This window comes from Allobosea sp. LjRoot90, assembly GCF_964254315.1.
Classification (GTDB): domain Bacteria; phylum Pseudomonadota; class Alphaproteobacteria; order Rhizobiales; family Beijerinckiaceae; genus Allobosea.
In genome coordinates this window covers 124,293-139,238 of sequence record NZ_CAXUTF020000010.1, presented here as the reverse complement: position 1 = coordinate 139,238, position 14,946 = coordinate 124,293, and the positions used below count along the sequence as shown (strand labels likewise).

At 66.2% G+C, this 14,946-nt stretch carries 14 protein-coding genes; 9 read left to right on the top strand and 5 right to left on the bottom strand.

The window, feature by feature from the left end; translation table 11 throughout:
- A partial coding sequence (locus tag ACSQ3M_RS26380; protein ID WP_436153048.1) for an autotransporter outer membrane beta-barrel domain-containing protein occupies positions 1 to 1,060 on the top strand: 1,060 nt, incomplete at its 5' end.
- A 145-nt stretch (positions 1,061 to 1,205) separates the two neighbouring features.
- Positions 1,206 to 1,529: a hypothetical protein gene (locus ACSQ3M_RS26375; RefSeq protein ID WP_436153047.1), complete on the top strand. Its 324-nt coding sequence runs from the start codon at positions 1,206 to 1,208 to the stop codon at positions 1,527 to 1,529.
- Between the two features lie 116 nt (positions 1,530 to 1,645).
- On the opposite strand, the gene ACSQ3M_RS26370 is transcribed toward ACSQ3M_RS26375, so the two are convergent.
- The 4 genes from ACSQ3M_RS26370 to ACSQ3M_RS26355 all read right to left on the bottom strand — a co-directional run bounded on the left by ACSQ3M_RS26370 (position 1,646) and on the right by ACSQ3M_RS26355 (position 7,034).
- On the bottom strand, positions 1,646 to 3,601 hold the full coding sequence (locus ACSQ3M_RS26370; RefSeq protein WP_436153046.1) for a bifunctional 2',3'-cyclic-nucleotide 2'-phosphodiesterase/3'-nucleotidase: 1,956 nt from the start codon (positions 3,599 to 3,601) through the stop codon (positions 1,646 to 1,648).
- A gap of 280 nt (positions 3,602 to 3,881) precedes the next feature.
- The gene (locus ACSQ3M_RS26365; RefSeq protein WP_436153045.1) at positions 3,882 to 4,721 is read right to left on the bottom strand and encodes an FAS1-like dehydratase domain-containing protein; all 840 of its coding nucleotides are present in this window, start codon (positions 4,719 to 4,721) and stop codon (positions 3,882 to 3,884) included.
- A 5-nt stretch (positions 4,722 to 4,726) separates the two neighbouring features.
- Positions 4,727 to 5,884 (bottom strand): acyl-CoA dehydrogenase family protein, encoded by a 1,158-nt coding sequence (locus tag ACSQ3M_RS26360; RefSeq protein WP_436153044.1) that lies wholly within the window; start codon positions 5,882 to 5,884, stop codon positions 4,727 to 4,729.
- 7 nt (positions 5,885 to 5,891) lie between these two features.
- On the bottom strand, positions 5,892 to 7,034 hold the full coding sequence (locus tag ACSQ3M_RS26355) for a CaiB/BaiF CoA transferase family protein (protein WP_436153043.1): 1,143 nt from the start codon (positions 7,032 to 7,034) through the stop codon (positions 5,892 to 5,894).
- A 246-nt stretch (positions 7,035 to 7,280) separates the two neighbouring features.
- Here ACSQ3M_RS26355 and ACSQ3M_RS26350 point away from each other — a divergent pair, with 246 nt between their 5' ends.
- The 7 genes from ACSQ3M_RS26350 (at position 7,281) to ACSQ3M_RS26320 (ending at position 14,384) form a co-directional block, all read left to right on the top strand.
- On the top strand, positions 7,281 to 8,576 hold the full coding sequence (locus tag ACSQ3M_RS26350; RefSeq protein WP_436153042.1) for an ABC transporter substrate-binding protein: 1,296 nt from the start codon (positions 7,281 to 7,283) through the stop codon (positions 8,574 to 8,576).
- 196 nt (positions 8,577 to 8,772) lie between these two features.
- The gene (locus ACSQ3M_RS26345) at positions 8,773 to 9,678 is read left to right on the top strand and encodes a branched-chain amino acid ABC transporter permease (RefSeq protein ID WP_436153041.1); all 906 of its coding nucleotides are present in this window, start codon (positions 8,773 to 8,775) and stop codon (positions 9,676 to 9,678) included.
- Positions 9,678 to 10,631, top strand: coding sequence for a branched-chain amino acid ABC transporter permease (locus ACSQ3M_RS26340; RefSeq protein ID WP_436153040.1), 954 nt, complete (start codon positions 9,678 to 9,680; stop codon positions 10,629 to 10,631). The genes ACSQ3M_RS26345 and ACSQ3M_RS26340 overlap by 1 nt, the downstream gene beginning before the upstream one ends.
- Positions 10,628 to 11,377: an ABC transporter ATP-binding protein gene (locus ACSQ3M_RS26335; protein WP_436153039.1), complete on the top strand. Its 750-nt coding sequence runs from the start codon at positions 10,628 to 10,630 to the stop codon at positions 11,375 to 11,377. The genes ACSQ3M_RS26340 and ACSQ3M_RS26335 overlap by 4 nt, the downstream gene beginning before the upstream one ends.
- Positions 11,378 to 11,380: 3 nt before the next feature.
- Complete coding sequence (locus ACSQ3M_RS26330) at positions 11,381 to 12,076, top strand: ABC transporter ATP-binding protein (RefSeq protein ID WP_436153038.1); 696 nt, start codon at positions 11,381 to 11,383, stop codon at positions 12,074 to 12,076.
- 38 nt (positions 12,077 to 12,114) lie between these two features.
- Positions 12,115 to 13,548 carry an aldehyde dehydrogenase family protein gene (locus tag ACSQ3M_RS26325; protein WP_436153037.1) on the top strand — a complete coding sequence of 478 codons (1,434 nt, stop codon included), beginning with the start codon at positions 12,115 to 12,117 and terminating at the stop codon, positions 13,546 to 13,548.
- 107 nt (positions 13,549 to 13,655) lie between these two features.
- A complete protein-coding gene (locus ACSQ3M_RS26320) occupies positions 13,656 to 14,384 on the top strand; it encodes a class I SAM-dependent methyltransferase (RefSeq protein WP_436153036.1) in 729 nt (242 codons plus the stop codon).
- On the opposite strand, the gene ACSQ3M_RS26315 is transcribed toward ACSQ3M_RS26320, so the two are convergent.
- Positions 14,362 to 14,922: an Lrp/AsnC family transcriptional regulator gene (locus ACSQ3M_RS26315; RefSeq protein ID WP_436153035.1), complete on the bottom strand. Its 561-nt coding sequence runs from the start codon at positions 14,920 to 14,922 to the stop codon at positions 14,362 to 14,364. The two genes, ACSQ3M_RS26320 and ACSQ3M_RS26315, sit on opposite strands and share 23 nt — an antisense overlap.
- Positions 14,923 to 14,946 lie beyond the last annotated feature (24 nt).

The window sequence follows — 14,946 nt, the reverse complement described above, 5'->3', positions numbered from 1 at the left end:
AGGCACCGCCGCCGAGGCGCGCGCCGGCTTCGACCTGCTCTCGGGCGAGGCGCATGCTCAAAGCGTCGCGGTGATGATCGACGAGAGCCGGCTGGTGCGCGAGACCATCCTGTCGCGCCTGCGCGGGCCGCTGCTGACGCAAGCTCCCGGACAGGTCGCTGCGAGCTTCTCGGCCGACCTGCCCGGCCGCAAAAGCGCGGTGCTGATGAATGCGCCACAGCCACAGCCGCGCTACGCCCTCTGGGGCGAGGCTTTTGGCGGCGCCGGCAACACCGACGCCGACGGCAATGCGGCCGGCCTCAGCCGCCGCAGCGGTGGCGCGCTGCTCGGCGCCGATCTCATGCTCTACGACAACCCCGGCTCGTCGCTCAGGGTCGGTGTCGCCGGCGGCTACAGCCAGTCGCGCTTCGACCTCGATGCCCGCCTCTCCACCGGCAAGCTCGAGAGCGGCCATGCGGCGCTTTACGCCGGCGCCCGCTTCGGCAATCTGCGTCTCGATGCAGGTCTGGCCTATAGCTGGTCCGAGAGCGACATCCGCCGACAGGTCCAGATCCGCGGCTTCGGCGACAGCTTGCGCCTGCAGCGCCCGGGTGCGGTGGCGCAAGGCTTCGCTGAGCTCGGCTATGGCTTCGCGTTCAGCGGCTTTGCACTCGAGCCCTTCGCGCAGCTGGCGCTGATCCGCGTCAGCACCGAGGCCGGCACCGAACAGGGTGGTGCCGCGGCGCTGCGCGTCCTCTCCTCCGAGCAGGTGCTCGGCTTCACCACGCTCGGCCTGCGCGCCGAGGCGCAGCTCGGCAGCGCTCCGCTCTTCGCCCGCGCCATGCTCGGCTGGCGTCACGGTTTCGGCGAGCTCACCCCGCAGGCGAAGACCGCCTTCGCGCTGGGCACCACCCCGGCCCGCGTATTCGCGGCCGAGATCGATCGCGAGGCGCTCGTCGCCGAGGCCGGCCTCGACTGGCGCATCTCGTCTGCCACCGCGCTCGGCCTGACCTATTCCGCCGCCATCGGCGAACGCGCCAGAGACCACGCCCTCAAGGGCAGGGTCGAAGTCAGGTTCTGAACGGAGGAGGCGCGCTACTGCGCCTCCAAAGAATCGACCGAAAACAGGCCGGGATGAGCTGGCGCTAGGCTATAAGATACTTCGCATTAACTGGTGGTTGTATCACTGGGGCGCTGATAAGTTTGAGCGCTCCGGGAGCTCCGCCATGCGCCTGCTGAAGTTCGAAGCTTGGAAGAGTCGGAATCCGGATCTTATCTGGCTGTCGGGTGGACAAGCATTCCTGATGAGCCAAGGCCTGCTTTCTCGCGCGAAAGTAGTGTCTCTAGAGGCGGAGCTTGTGTACGCGATCGTCACGATTATTATTTCTTTTATTGGATTGATCGTTTTTTGGATCGGGCCAATTAAGAAATCGATTGAGAGAGGGGCTCTATCGCAGGATTCAATCGACCTTGTCGTGAAAATCAATATCGCAGCGGTGATCGTTTGGGGTATTTTTATAGCTGCTATGATTTTTTATATACTTCGATAAAAGATTCCGGGCGCCTATCACTATGGCTTGAGGAAGGCATTCCAGGTCCGAATAGTTCGCCTGGTCCTTCTCCTGAAAGCAGAGGCCTCCACGCCTCATCGGTCGAAAGTATTGGTTCAGCCGCCCAGCCGGTACTTCACGAAGCCCTCGCCGGCATCGCCGACCGCCTCCGCCTTGAGGGCCTCGGGCTTCTTGCCGGCAGCGGCCGGCGAGGTCGGGAAGGTGACGTTGACGTTCGCCGGCAAGGGCTTCAGCGACCAGTTGTTGTCGGCGGCGGGGTTGATCGTCTTCTTCTCGAGGATGAAGCGCACGATCACGTCGCGGTTGAGGTCGGGCGCCTCCAGCACCACCGTCGTCTTGGTGCCCGGAAAATTGCCGCCGCCGGAGGCGCGGTAATTATTGGTGACGACGATGAACTCGGCTTTTTCGTCGACCGGCTTGCCCTGATAGGCGAGCTCGACGATGCGGTGTGCGTCGGGCGCCACCAGCTTGCCGTCGCCGTCATAGCGCGAGCCTTGCGTCACGTCGATCTGGTAGGTGACGCCGTCGATCACGTCGAAATTGAAGGCCGGGAAGCCCTGGTTGATCAGCGGCTGCTCCTCGGTCTTCGCGATGTCGATCTTGTTGAAGATGCCGGCCGAGCGCTCAAGCCATTCGCGCAATTGCGCGCCGGTGACTTTCACGATCTGCACCGTGTTCGGGTAGAGATAGATGTCGGCGACGTTCTTGATCGCGATCGGCCCGGCCGGGATGTCGGTGAAGAAGGCGGGCCCGGCACGTCCGCCCGATTTGAACGGCGCGGCGGCCGAGAGGATCGGCAGGTCCTTGTGCGGCGTCTGCGCCATCAGCGGCTTGGCATAGGCGATCTGCGCCTCCGCCACGATCTGCACCGACGGGTCGTCGGCGACGAGGGCGAAGTAGCTGTTGATCGGCGCCGCCGTCATGCCGACCGGCTCGCGCATATAGGTCAGCGTCGCCTCGTGATCGGCCTTGACGGTGGCGAGCACGGCCGCTTCGACCTCGGCCTTCGGCACGATTTTGCGGTCGGGCGTGCGCTCATAGATCGGCTTGGGATCGACCTTGAAATCGGCGATGCGCCAACGCCCGTCGCGCTTCTCGAGCTCAAGGTCGACGATGCCGACATGCGAGCCCCAGAAACCGGGCTGGCAGGCCGGCTTGCCGTGCAGCGAGCCCTTCTTGTTGTCGACGCCGGGAATGCCGTCGAAGGCCTTGCCGCCGGGGAAGACGAGATGCTGGTGGCCGGTCAGCACGACGTCGATGCCGTCGAGCTTGGCGAGGTGGAGCGCCGCGTTCTCCTCGCCGCCCTTGCGCTCGCCGCCGGCGATGCCGGAATGGCAGAGCGCGATGGTCAGGTCCGGATGGGCGAGCGCGATCTCCGGCAAGTACTTTTGCGCTGCCTCGACGATGTCGGTCGCGGTCACCTTGCGCTCGAGATTGCCCTTGTCCCACTGCATGATCTGCGGCGGCACGAAGCCGATCACCGCGATGTTCAGCACATGCCTGGCGCCGGCCTCGTCCTCGAAGCTCTGCTCGAAGATGCGCCAGGGCTCGATCAGCGAGCCGCCGCCGACGCGGTCGACATTGGCGCAGATGATCGGGAACTCGGCGCGGGCGAGGCCGTGCTCGAGGAAGTCGAGCCCGTAATTGAATTCATGATTGCCGAGCGTGCCGCACTGATAGGGCAGGGCGTTCATCGCGGCGATCATCGGATGGGTTTCGCCGGCCTTCAGCCCCTTCTTGTAGGCGACGAAATCGCCGAGCGAGGAGCCTTGCAGGAAATCACCATTGTCGAAGAGCAGGCTGTTCTTCGTTTCCGCCTGCGCCGCTTTGATCAGGTTCGCCGTCTTGGCGAGGCCGACTGTGTCATCGGGGGCGTCGCGGAAATAGTCGTAAGGCACGACGTTGACGTGCAGGTCGCTGGTCTCCAGCAGCCGGAGCTTGAGCTTCGCTGGGGCTTGCGCCGCGAGCGATCCTGGCAACGCGCCTGCCGCGGCGATGGCGGCTCCAGCCTTGAGCGTGTCGCGGCGGCTGAAACGGGCGCGGTCCATCATCGGCTCCTGAAGCAAGGTGCAGGGAGAGACGCTAGCACCATGGCAGGACCGTGACACGGGGGAAGATGACGGCGCGGGGAAGCTACAGGCTTTTGAAAGGCACGGGGAACCCTTCTCCCGTGTGGGAGAAGGGCAGGGATGAGGGATTGCCCTATCCGCAGAAGGCGCTGCCGCCCCGTCTCGGCTCAATCATCAGCGCGGTCCCTCACCCCTGCCCCTCTCCCATCCGGGAGAGGGGTTCTGCGTGGCGGTTCCCGCTCTCCAACGATGACGGCTAGCGCTACCGGCTCACGCCCTCCATCCGCACCCGCCCGTCGGCGCCTTCGGTCCAGGCAGCGATGGCGCCGTCCGGGAGCCGCTTCGCCTTCACCTGGAAGGCCTCGCCGGCGATCAGCGGCGCGACGCCGCGATAGTCGAGCCGGATCGGTTCGCCGCCGGAGAGGGTGGCGATGATGTTCATGATCAGCGTCGCCTGGATCGGCCCGTGCACGACGAGCCCGGCATAGCCCTCGATGCCGGTGACGTAAGGCTGGTCGTAATGGATGCGGTGGCTGTTGAAGGTGATGGCCGAATAGCGGAACAGCAGCACCGGGTTGGCCTCCACCGTCCAGGTCAGGGCGGCGGCGCGCGACTCGGCCGGGGCTGGAGCAGGCGGCGGTTCTTCGCCGGGCTTGGCTGCCTCGCGATAGACGATGTTGTGGCGCTCGCGCAGTGCGACGCCGCGTTCCGTGACGAGCTCATGATCGACCGCGACGAAGCAGAGCGGGCCGGTGCGGCCATCCTTGTAAGCGACGTCGCCGATGGTCGAGCGGCGAGTGACCTCGTCGCCGGTCCGCAAGGGCGCGATGGTCTCTATGCGTCCGCCGGCCCACATCCGCCGCGGCAGCTCGACCGGAGGCAGGAACTCGCCCTTGGCGGCATGCCCGTCCTGGCCGAGCGCCGCCATCGGCGAGATCGGCGGGACGAGGCACCAGTGCAGAGCGAGTGGAGCTTCGCCTTGCGGGTATGGCGCCAGGTGAGGAGAGAATGTCGCCTCATAGCTGGCGACAAGCCGCGGCGTGATCAGGTCGGACGCCGCTTCGGTCTTGCCGATCCAGGATTTCAGATGGTCGATGTTCATCGGGCTCAATAGCTGCGTGGCATGCCGAGCACGTGCTCGGCGAGATAGGACAGGATCAGGTTGGTCGAGATCGGCGCGACCTGGTAGAGGCGGGTCTCGCGGAACTTGCGCTCGATGTCGTATTCCTCGGCGAAGCCGAAGCCGCCATGGGTCTGGATGCAGGCATTGGCCGCTTCGAAAGACGCATCCGCCGCCAGCAGCTTGGCCATGTTGGCCTCAGCGCCCGGATTGGCGCCGGCCTCGTAGAGCCGGATCGCCTCGCGCACCATCAGTTCGGCGGCGCGCATATTGGCGTAGGCCCTGGCGATCGGGAACTGGATACCCTGGTTCTGGCCGATCGGCCGGCCGAAGACCTGGCGCTCTTTGGCGTAGTTCGACGCCTTGTCGATGAACCATTTGGCGTCGCCGACGCATTCGGCCGCGATCAGGATGCGCTCGGCGTTCATGCCCGAGAGGATGTAGCGGAAGCCCTTGCCCTCCTCGCCGATGAGGTTCGCGGCGGGAACCTTCACATTGTCGAAGAAGACCTCGGTGGTGGCGTGGTTCATCATCGTCCGGATCGGCCGGATGATGAGGCCATCCTTCAACGCCTCGCGCATGTCGAGGATGAAGACCGAGAGCCCGTCGGTCCGCTTGGTGACCTGGTCGCGCGGCGTGGTGCGGGCGAGCAGCAGCATCAGATCTGACTGCGCCGCACGGCTGGTCCAGATCTTCTGGCCGTTGACGATGTAGTGGTCGCCCTCGCGCCGTGCGGTGGTACGCAAAGCGGTGGTGTCGGTGCCGCTGGTCGGCTCGGTGACGCCGAAGGCCTGCAGGCGCAATTCACCCGAGGCGATCCTGGGCAAATAGCGCTGCTTCTGGTCATCGGTTCCGTGACGCAGCAGCGTGCCCATCACATACATCTGGGCGTGGCAGGCGCCGCCATTGCAGCCCTGGCGCTGGATCTCCTCCATGATCGCAGCCGCCGCCGAGAGCGTGAGGCCCGCCCCGCCGTATTCCTCCGGGATCAGGGCCGAGAGGAAACCGCTATCGGTGAGCGCCGTGACAAACTCGCTCGGATAGGCCATCTCGCGGTCGAGCTTGCGCCAGTACTCGCCGGGGAAGTCGGCGCACAGCCTGGCGACCGCCTCGCGGATGTCGGTGTGATCGGGTTCTGTCGTCATGCTCATCTCAGGCTGATCGTGCCGCTTTCGCCGCGAACTCTCGGCGCAACGCTTCGTCATGCTCGCCGAGGCCCGGGATTGGGCGCATCGGAACGCGCTTGCCGTCGACCAGCACCGGTGGTGCAAGGACTTCGACAGTGCCATTGGGCGTCGGAACCGGCAGCGCCGTCACGGCCGGATGGTCGATCAGATCGGCGACCGTCGAGACTGTGCCAAAGGCGATGCGGGCGGCATCGAGCCCTGCCGCCGTCTCGGCATAGCTGCGGGTCGCGAGCGTCGCCTGGATGGCGGCATCGAGCGCCGGGCGGTTGCGCACGCGCAGCACATTGCTGGCGAAGCGCGGGTCTTCGAGGAGGCCGCCATCGCCCAGCACGTCGCGGGCCAAAATCTGCCATTCGCGCTCGCTCTGGATCGAGATCAGCACCTCGGCATCGGCGAGGCGGAAGACGCCATAAGGCGCGATCGAGGGATGGGCGAGGCCGAGCCGCGGCGGCTCGATGCCGCCATAGCGCCGGGTCAGATAGGGCACGTTCATCAGGTCGGCGATGGTGTCGAACAGCGAGAGCTGGATGCGCGAGCCCTCGCCGGTGCGCCCACGCCTGATCAGCGCCTCCAGGATCGCGGCATAGGCGGCGTTGCCGGTGGCGATGTCGGCGATCGAGACGCCGATCCGTGTCGGGCCGGAATCAGCGCTGCCGGTGACGGCGGCGAGACCGGCTTCCGCCTGGATCAGGAGGTCATAGGCCTTGCGGGTGTAATGCGGCGTGCCAGGCGCATAGCCGGAGATGTCGCAGGTGATCAGCTTCGGGTGGCGCTGGCGCAGCGCCTCGCTGCCGATGCCGAGGCGGTCGGTCGCGCCGGGGGCGAAGTTCTGGATGAAGACGTCCGCCTCGGCGAGCATCGCCTCGACCAAAGCGAGATCCTTGGGGTTCTTGAGGTCGACCCGGCAGGATTCCTTGCCGCGGTTGATCCAGACGAAATAGGACGACAGCCCCTGCGCATAGTCGTCATAGCCGCGCGAGAAGTCGCCTTCCTGCCGCTCCAGCTTGATGACGCGTGCGCCTGCATCGGCAAGGCGGCAGCTCGCCATTGGAGCGGCCACCGCCTGCTCCAGCGCCACCACCAGGATTCCTTCGAGAGCATTCACCATCAGATCGCCACGCGCCGTTCATTTTGCGCGAGACACCGATGTCGCGCTCTCGAAGTCAAATAGCGTTTTGCGATGGCCGCCATAGCGCCGTCGGCTCGCTAAGCCGATGCGGCTCCATAGAAAAAGCGTCTGGCCTTCATCGCTTTATCCTACTTGTCCGGCCGGGGCGGCTATGCGCCCCTTTCGACGGAGACGAGGCGCCGTTCAAGAGCGCCCACTGTCGTGCGAGGTTCAGGGAGGACGCTCATGAAGACGATGAAACTGGCGATTGCCGCGCTGGCGGGAACGCTGCTCGCAGGCCAGGCGTTGGCACAGGACAAGCCGAAGGAACTGGTGGTCGGGATCGCCACCTTCCTGTCGGGCCCGGCCTCGGTCTTCGGCGTGCCCGGCCGCAACGCTGCCGACCTCCTGATCGCGGAGATCAACGCCAAGGGTGGCGTGCTCGGCGTGCCCCTGAAGCCGGTCTACGTCGACGAGGGCGCCGGTACCAACCAACTCCTCTCCGAATATCGCCGCGTCGTCCAGGAGCAGGGCGCGCAGGTCATGCTCGGCGCGATCTCGTCCGGCTCCTGCAACGCGCTGGCCCCCGTCGCCGAGGACCTCAAGGTCGTCAATGTGATGTGGGATTGCGGCACGCAGACCATCTTCGAGGACGGCAAGTGGAAATACTCCGTCCGCACGCAAGGCCATGCCGGCGCCGAGATGATGTCGACGCTGCTCTACCTGATCAGGACCAAGCCCGACTTCAAGTCGATCGCGGTGGTCAACCAGGACTATGCTTGGGGCCGCGAATCCTGGGCGCTGTTCCAGGCCGGGCTGAAGGCGCTGAAGCCCGATGTGAAGATCGTCGCCGAACTCTTCCCGAAATTCGGCGCGCCGGATTTCTCGACCGAGATCACCAGGCTCTCGGCGCTGCGGCCCGACGTCGTGCTCTCGACCTCCTGGGGCGGCGACCTCGACACCTTCGTCCAGCAGGCGGCGGCGCGCGGCCTGCTGAAGCAGTCGACCTTCGTGCTGCCGCTGGCTGAAAGCTCGCTGGAGCGCCTCGGCAACGTCTTGCCCGAGGGCGTCATCATCGGCGGGCGCGGCGACCATTACTGGCTGCACCCGAAATACAAGAACACCCCGGAGATGCAGGGCTTCGTCAAGGCGTACAAGGACAAGACCGGCGTCTATCCGATCTACCCGACCTTCCATATGCAGCAGGCCCTGACCGGGCTGGTGAAGGCCTATGAGAAGGCGGGCGCGGGCGGCAAATGGCCGAGCAAGGAAGAGGTCATCGCCGCCTTCGAGGGGCTCGAGTTCAAGTCGCTCACCGGCACGATCACCATTCGCCAGGACCATCAGGGGTTGGAGGATCAATTGCTCGGCCTGACCAAGCGGGTGCCGGAATACCCCTTCGCGGTCTACGACAAGATGGCGCTCTATCCCGGCAAGCTGGTGACCACGCCGGTCGGCGAGAAGTCGCTCGACTGGTTCGCCAAGGCGACCCCGGCGCTGGTCAACGACAAGTCGATCGAGAGCTTCGACTACGCGAAGTGAGGCCGACGAGCCGCGGCGCGAACCCCTCCCCCTTGTGGGGAGGGGCAGGGATGGGGGCGGAAAGCCGGAATGCCGGATCGATCGTTTGCCACCCCGCTGTTGCTAGGCGCCCTATCCTGCATCCGCTCGCCAAGCGGAGCCACCCCCACCCCTAACCCCTCCCCACAAGGGGGAGGGGAACTCGGTAGCGGACCGCATGCCCCCTGAAATGCTCTTCCTTGCCGCGCTCGACGGCCTGGCCTATGGCTCGCTGATCTTCCTGGTCGCGGTCGGGCTGTCGCTGATTTTTGGCGTGCTCGGCATCGTCAATGTCGCCCATGGGTCGTTCTATGCGATCGGCGCCTATGTCGCGGCAGCGGGCGTGCTCGCCATCGGCGCGGCGGGATTGCCGACCTGGCTCGCCTTTCCGACGTTGCTGATTGCGGCTGCGCTGGTCGGCATCCTGGTCGGCGGCCTCGTCGAGATCGCGCTGCTGCGCCGCGTCTACGGCAAGGAGGAGGTGCTGCAGCTGATCGTCACCTTCGCCGTGTTCATGATCCTGGAGGATGCGCAGAAGGTCGTCTTCGGCGTGCAGCCCTATTTCGCCAACGCCCCGATGAACTGGCTCGGCACGGTCGAGGTCTTCGGCATTTTCTACACCACATATCAGCTCATCCTGATGCCGCTGGTCGCGCTCGCGGTGCTGCTCGGCCTGCGCTTCTTCCTGCGTCGCACCAGCTTCGGCCGCGCCATCGTCGCGGTGACGCAGGACCGCGAGGCTGCGACGGCCATGGGCATCGACGCGGCGCGGGTCTACCTGATCACCTTCATCATCGGCGCCTCGCTGGCCGCATTGGGCGGTGCGCTCGCCTCGGCCACGACATCGCTCACCCCCGGCATCGGCGCGGGAACGCTCGTCCTTTCCTTCGCCGTGGCGGCGACGGCAGGGCTCGGCCGGATCGAGGGCGCGGCGGTCGCGGCGCTGCTGATCGGGCTCGGGCGCTCGGTGGCGGTCTATTTCGCGCCGGAGTTCGACGTGCTGATCCCCTATCTCATCATGATGGTCGTGCTGCTGGTCCGCCCGCAGGGGCTGTTCTCGACCGTGCAGACGAGGAAGGTGTGATGGCGCGCCAACTCGTCTTCGGCCTCGCGCTGATCGCGGCGCTCGCCGCCTTTCCGCTGTTCTCGCCCTGGTCGACGGTGATCCTGACCGTGGCGCTCTGCGAGGGACTGGCGGCGCTCGGCATCATGGTGCTGCTGCGCGCCGGCCAGGTCTCCTTCGGTCATGGCCTGTTCTTCGCCTTCAGCGCCTATGCGGTCGCCTTCCTGGCAGCGGCCAAAGTCGGCCATGAAGCACTGATCCTGATCCCGGTCGGCATGGCGGCGTCCGGCCTGCTCGCCGCCATCGTCGGCCTCTTCATCGTGCGTTACCGCGCGATCTTCTTCGGCATGCTCAACCTCGCCATCTCGATGGTGTTCTTCTCGCTGCTGGAGAAACTCTTCTCGATCACCGGCGGCGCCGACGGCAAGCGCGTGCCGCGCCCGACCTTCGCCGGCATCGCGTTCGGCCGCGAGCAGTTCGAGCTTGCGACCTTCTACGTCACGCTCGTGCTCTGCATCCTCGCCGCGCTCTTCGTTGCGCGCTACCTGCTCTCGCCTGGCGGCAAGGCGCTGGAGGCGATCAAGTCGAACGAGACGCGGCTCGAATATCTCGGCGTCTCCCCGCGCAAGGTGCTCTACGGCGCCTATCTGCTCTCCGGCTTGTTGGCGGGCTTAGGGGGAGCGATCATCGCGCTGGTCTCGGGCCACGTCACGCCGGAGCTGGCCTATTGGGTGCGCTCGGGCGAGTTCGTCTTCATCGCGATCCTCGGCGGCATCGGTGGCGTCGCCGGGCCCTTCCTCGGGGCGCTGATGTTCCAGATCATCCGCGGCTATGCCGCTGTCTATGCGCCCGAGACCTGGCATGCCGTGCTCGGCGTGATGCTGCTCGTGATCATCTTCTTCGCGCCGGCCGGCCTCTACGGCATCGTCGCAGGCAAAGCTGGCAAGGCGCAGCGCGAGGAGGGCGGGCGATGAGCGGCGTCATCCTCGAGGCGGACGACCTCCATCTGCGCTTCGGCGGCGTGCAGGCCGCGAACGGCGCTTCGCTCAAGGTCGCCGATAACGAGCGCATCGCCATCATCGGCCCGAACGGCGCCGGCAAGACCACCTTCATCAACCTCTGCACCGGCTATCTCAAGCCGCAATCCGGCCGCGTCGTCTTCGCCGGGCGGGATGTGACGCGCCTGTCGCCGCGGGCGATCACCCGCCTCGGCGTCGGCCGTTCCTTCCAGATCCCGCAGCTCTTCCTCGACAACACGGTGATCGAGAACCTGCTGCTGGCGCTCTCTGCACGTGAAGGCTCCTGGTCGCCTTTCCTGCCCATGCTGCGGCATCCGAAAGCCGAGGAGATGTGGGCGCTGCTCGACCTGGTCGGCCTGAAGGAGACCGGCAACCGCGTCGTCCGCGAACTGCCGGAGGGCATGCGCAAGCTCATCGACATCGCCGTCGCGCTGGCGCTCGAACCGAAGCTGATCTTCATGGACGAGCCGACCAGCGGCGTCTCCTCGACCGAGAAATTCCAGGTGATGGATACGCTGACCCGCGTGCTAGACGCCCGCGCCACCACGGCGGTCTTCGTCGAGCACGACATGGATGTGGTTGCGCGTTACGCCAACCGCGTCGCGGTCTGGGCCGGCGGCCGCATCGTCCATCAGGGCACGCCGGAGGAAATCCTGAACCATCCGGAGGTCCGCGAGACCGTTATCGGGGTGGGGGTCTAGCTCATGCTGGAGATCAGGGAGCTCTCGGCCGAGATCGAAGGCGTGCAGGTGCTGCGTCGAGCCACGCTGTCGCTGGAAGAGGGCGCGACGGTCGCCCTTATCGGCCGCAACGGCGCCGGCAAGACCAGCCTGCTGCGCGCCATCATGGGCTTCATGAAGGTGACCGGCGGCGCGATCAGCTTCGACGGCAAGCCGCTCGATACGGTGAAGCCGCATGAGCGCCCGCGCCTCGGCATCGGCTATGCGCCGGAGGATCGCAGGCTGTTCTCGACCTTCACCATCGAGGAGAACATCCGCCTGCCGGCCGAGGTGATGAAGCTTGGCGAGCCCGAGATCATCAGGCGTCTGGAGCGCATCTATGCGGTGCTGCCCGAGCTCACCGATTTGCGTCAGCGCGCCGCCGCGGGGCTCTCCGGCGGGCAGGGCAAGATGGCGGCGCTCGCCCGGGCGCTGATGGTCGGCAGCCGCGTCATCCTGCTCGACGAGCCGTTCCAGGGACTCGCCCCGGTCCTGGCCAACCGCTATGCCGCCGCCCTGCGCGCCCTGCGCGACAGCCATCCCGACATCGCCTTGCTGATCACCGAATCCAACCCCAGTCTGCTGCGCAACTTCGCGGCTAAGGCCTATGCGATCGAGCGCGGCGAGGTCAGCGAGACCGTGCTGGCGCAAAGCTCGCTCGCCGCGGCCGGGCTGCATTGAGACGATACGAGACGGCATCGCCGTAGACGGAGACCATCATGACCCAGCACTTCATCAACGGCCGGCATGTCGCCGGGCGCACCGGCGAGACCATGGCGGTGCTCGCACCGGCAACCGGCGAGGAATTCACCCGCATCGCCTGCGGCAACGCTGACGATATCGACGACGCCGTCAGGGCCGCCCGCGCCGCCTATGAAGGCGCCTGGGGCAGGCTCACCGCCGCCGAGCGCGGCCGGCTGATCTCGAAGCTGGCGCTCAAGGTCCAGGACCATTTCGAGGAATTGGCGAAGATCGAGGCGCAGGACACCGGCAAACCGATGGCGCAGGCCAGGGCCGATATCGAGGCGACGGTGCGCTATTTCGAGTTCTATGGCGGCGCCGCCGACAAGGTGCACGGCCACATCATCCCGTTCCTCAACGGCTACAGCGTCAACGTCGTGCACGAGCCCTATGGCGTCACCGGCCATATCCTGCCCTGGAACTATCCGGCGCAGATGTTCGGCCGCTCGCTCACCGCTTCGCTCGCCATGGGCAACGCCGTGGTGCTGAAACCGGCGGAGGATGCCTGCCAGACGGCGCTGCGCCTCGCCGAGCTCGCCAGCGAGGTCGGCTTCCCCGACGGCGCGATCAATATTGTCACCGGCCGCGGCCATGAGGCTGGCGAGGCGCTCTGCCGCAATCCCGGCGTCGGCTTCATCTCGTTCACCGGCTCGCCCCAGGTTGGCCAGATCATCCAGAAGGCCTGTGCCGACAACTTTATCACCTGCACGCTGGAGCTGGGCGGCAAATCACCCCAGATCGTCTTCGACGACGCCGATTTCGACGCCGCCGTGCCGATCGTCTGCAAGGCGATCGTCCAGAACACCGGCCAGACCTGCTCGGCCGGTAGCCGCGTGCTGGTGCAGAAGACCGTTTATGACGACTTCGTCGGCGCGGTCGCCAAGCAGTTCGCCAAGCTGCGCGCCGGCACGCCCGAAATGGACCTCGACTGCGGCCCGGTGATCAACGCCAAGCAGCGCGGCCGGGTGCAGAGCTTCGTCGACCAGGCCCGCGAGCAGGGCATTCCGGTCCTTGCCGAAGGCGCGATCGCCCAGGGCGTGCCCAATGGCGGTTTCTATGTGACCCCGACCCTGTTCGGCCAGGTGCCACGTGGTAACCGGCTGGAGCAGGAAGAGGTCTTCGGCCCCGTCCTCGCCGCCTTCTCCTTCGACGATGAAGAGGATGCGGTGAAGCTCGCCAACTCCACCGCCTACGGCCTCGTCGCCGGCGTCTGGACGAACAATGGCGGGCGCCAGCAGCGCGTCGCCAAGCGCGTTCGGGCCGGCCAGGTCTTCATCAACGGGTATGGCGCCGGCGGCGGCATCGAGCTGCCCTTTGGCGGCACCGGCAAGAGCGGCCATGGCCGCGAGAAGGGCTTCATGGCGCTGGAGGAGTTCGCCGTCGCCAAGACGATCGTGCACAAGCACGGGTGAGGTCTGGCAAAGCAGGTCGCGGCCAGGTTGTTTGCCCGAAGCGAGTAGCTCTGGATCGCCGAAGAACAGGTCTTGCGCCCCGCCGCGGGCGCAACCATTGATTTACTATGATCACGCGGCCGGCAGGCGATACCGTCGAGATTCTGGAGAAGCTACTCGCGCCCTTGCCGGGTCGGCGCATTCTCGACATCGGCTGCGGCAGGGGCAATCTGCTGCAGGCGCTGACCCAGCGTGGCGCCAGCGTCGTCGGCCTCGATCCGGACGAGGCGATGCTGGAGGTTGCGCAAAAACTCGTGCCCAAGGCGGCGCTGAAGCACGGCTGCGCACAGCTCTTGCCCTGGGGCGATGCCAGCATGCACGCCGCGATCTTCCTCAACAGCCTGCATCACGTCCCGGTGCCCGACATGCTGCTGGCGCTGGAGGAGGCGGCACGCGTCGTCGGCAAGGGCGGCAGCATCGTCGTCATCGAGCCTTTGTCGGAAGGCTCCTTCTTCGACGCGCTGCGCCTGATCGAGGATGAGACCGAGGTCAGGCACGCGGCACAGGACGCGATCGTCCGCGCCATGCGCCGCGGCATCGTCGGCGAAAGCCGGCGGATCGAATACGATCGCATCGAGACGTTCCCCGACGCGGCCGCCTTCATGGCGCGCGCCGTCGCGGCCGATCCTTCGCGCGAGGAGCGGGCAGAGGCGGCGAGGGGCAAGCTGCTGGCCCGTTTCGAGGCGCTGTCGGAGCATGAGGACGGCGGCTACGTCCTGCATCAGCCGATCAGGCTGCATCATCTCAAGGTGCCGGTCGGGTCGAAGCCGTCGGTCAATCCGGCGATGTTTGGTTGACGGGCAGCATTCGCGGATCCTTGACGCGTCCCGGCCATTCGGCGGTGACGCCCGGCTGGACCGGCCGCTCCAGATAGGTCGAGAGCACGACATAGCTGCGGGTCGCGGTGACGCCGGGCACGTCGTAGATTTTCGCCAGCAGGCCTTCGAGCGCATGGGTGCTCTCGGTCCGCACCTTGAGCAGCATGCAGGTGTCGCCGGCGACCGAATGGATCTCCTCGACCTCGGGATGGGTTTCGATCGCCAAGAGCGTCGTCGTCTTGCCCCAGCCGGTGGTGTCGACATGAACGAAGGCGAGCAGCGTCTTGCCGGTCGCCTCCGGCTCGATCAGCGCCGCGACCCGCCTGATCACGCCGGAGCGCCGCAATCGCTTTACCCGCTCATGCGCCGCCGGCGGCGAGAGGCCGACGCGCTCGCCGAGATCGGCGTAGCTGATCGTGGCATCCTCGACGAGAACGCCTAACAGCTTTCGGTCCATGGCATCGAGTTCGCGCTCGGCTCCGCGGTTACGCCGAACGCCATCTGTTTTTTCAAGCATTCGTCGATCCTCGATTGATCCAGA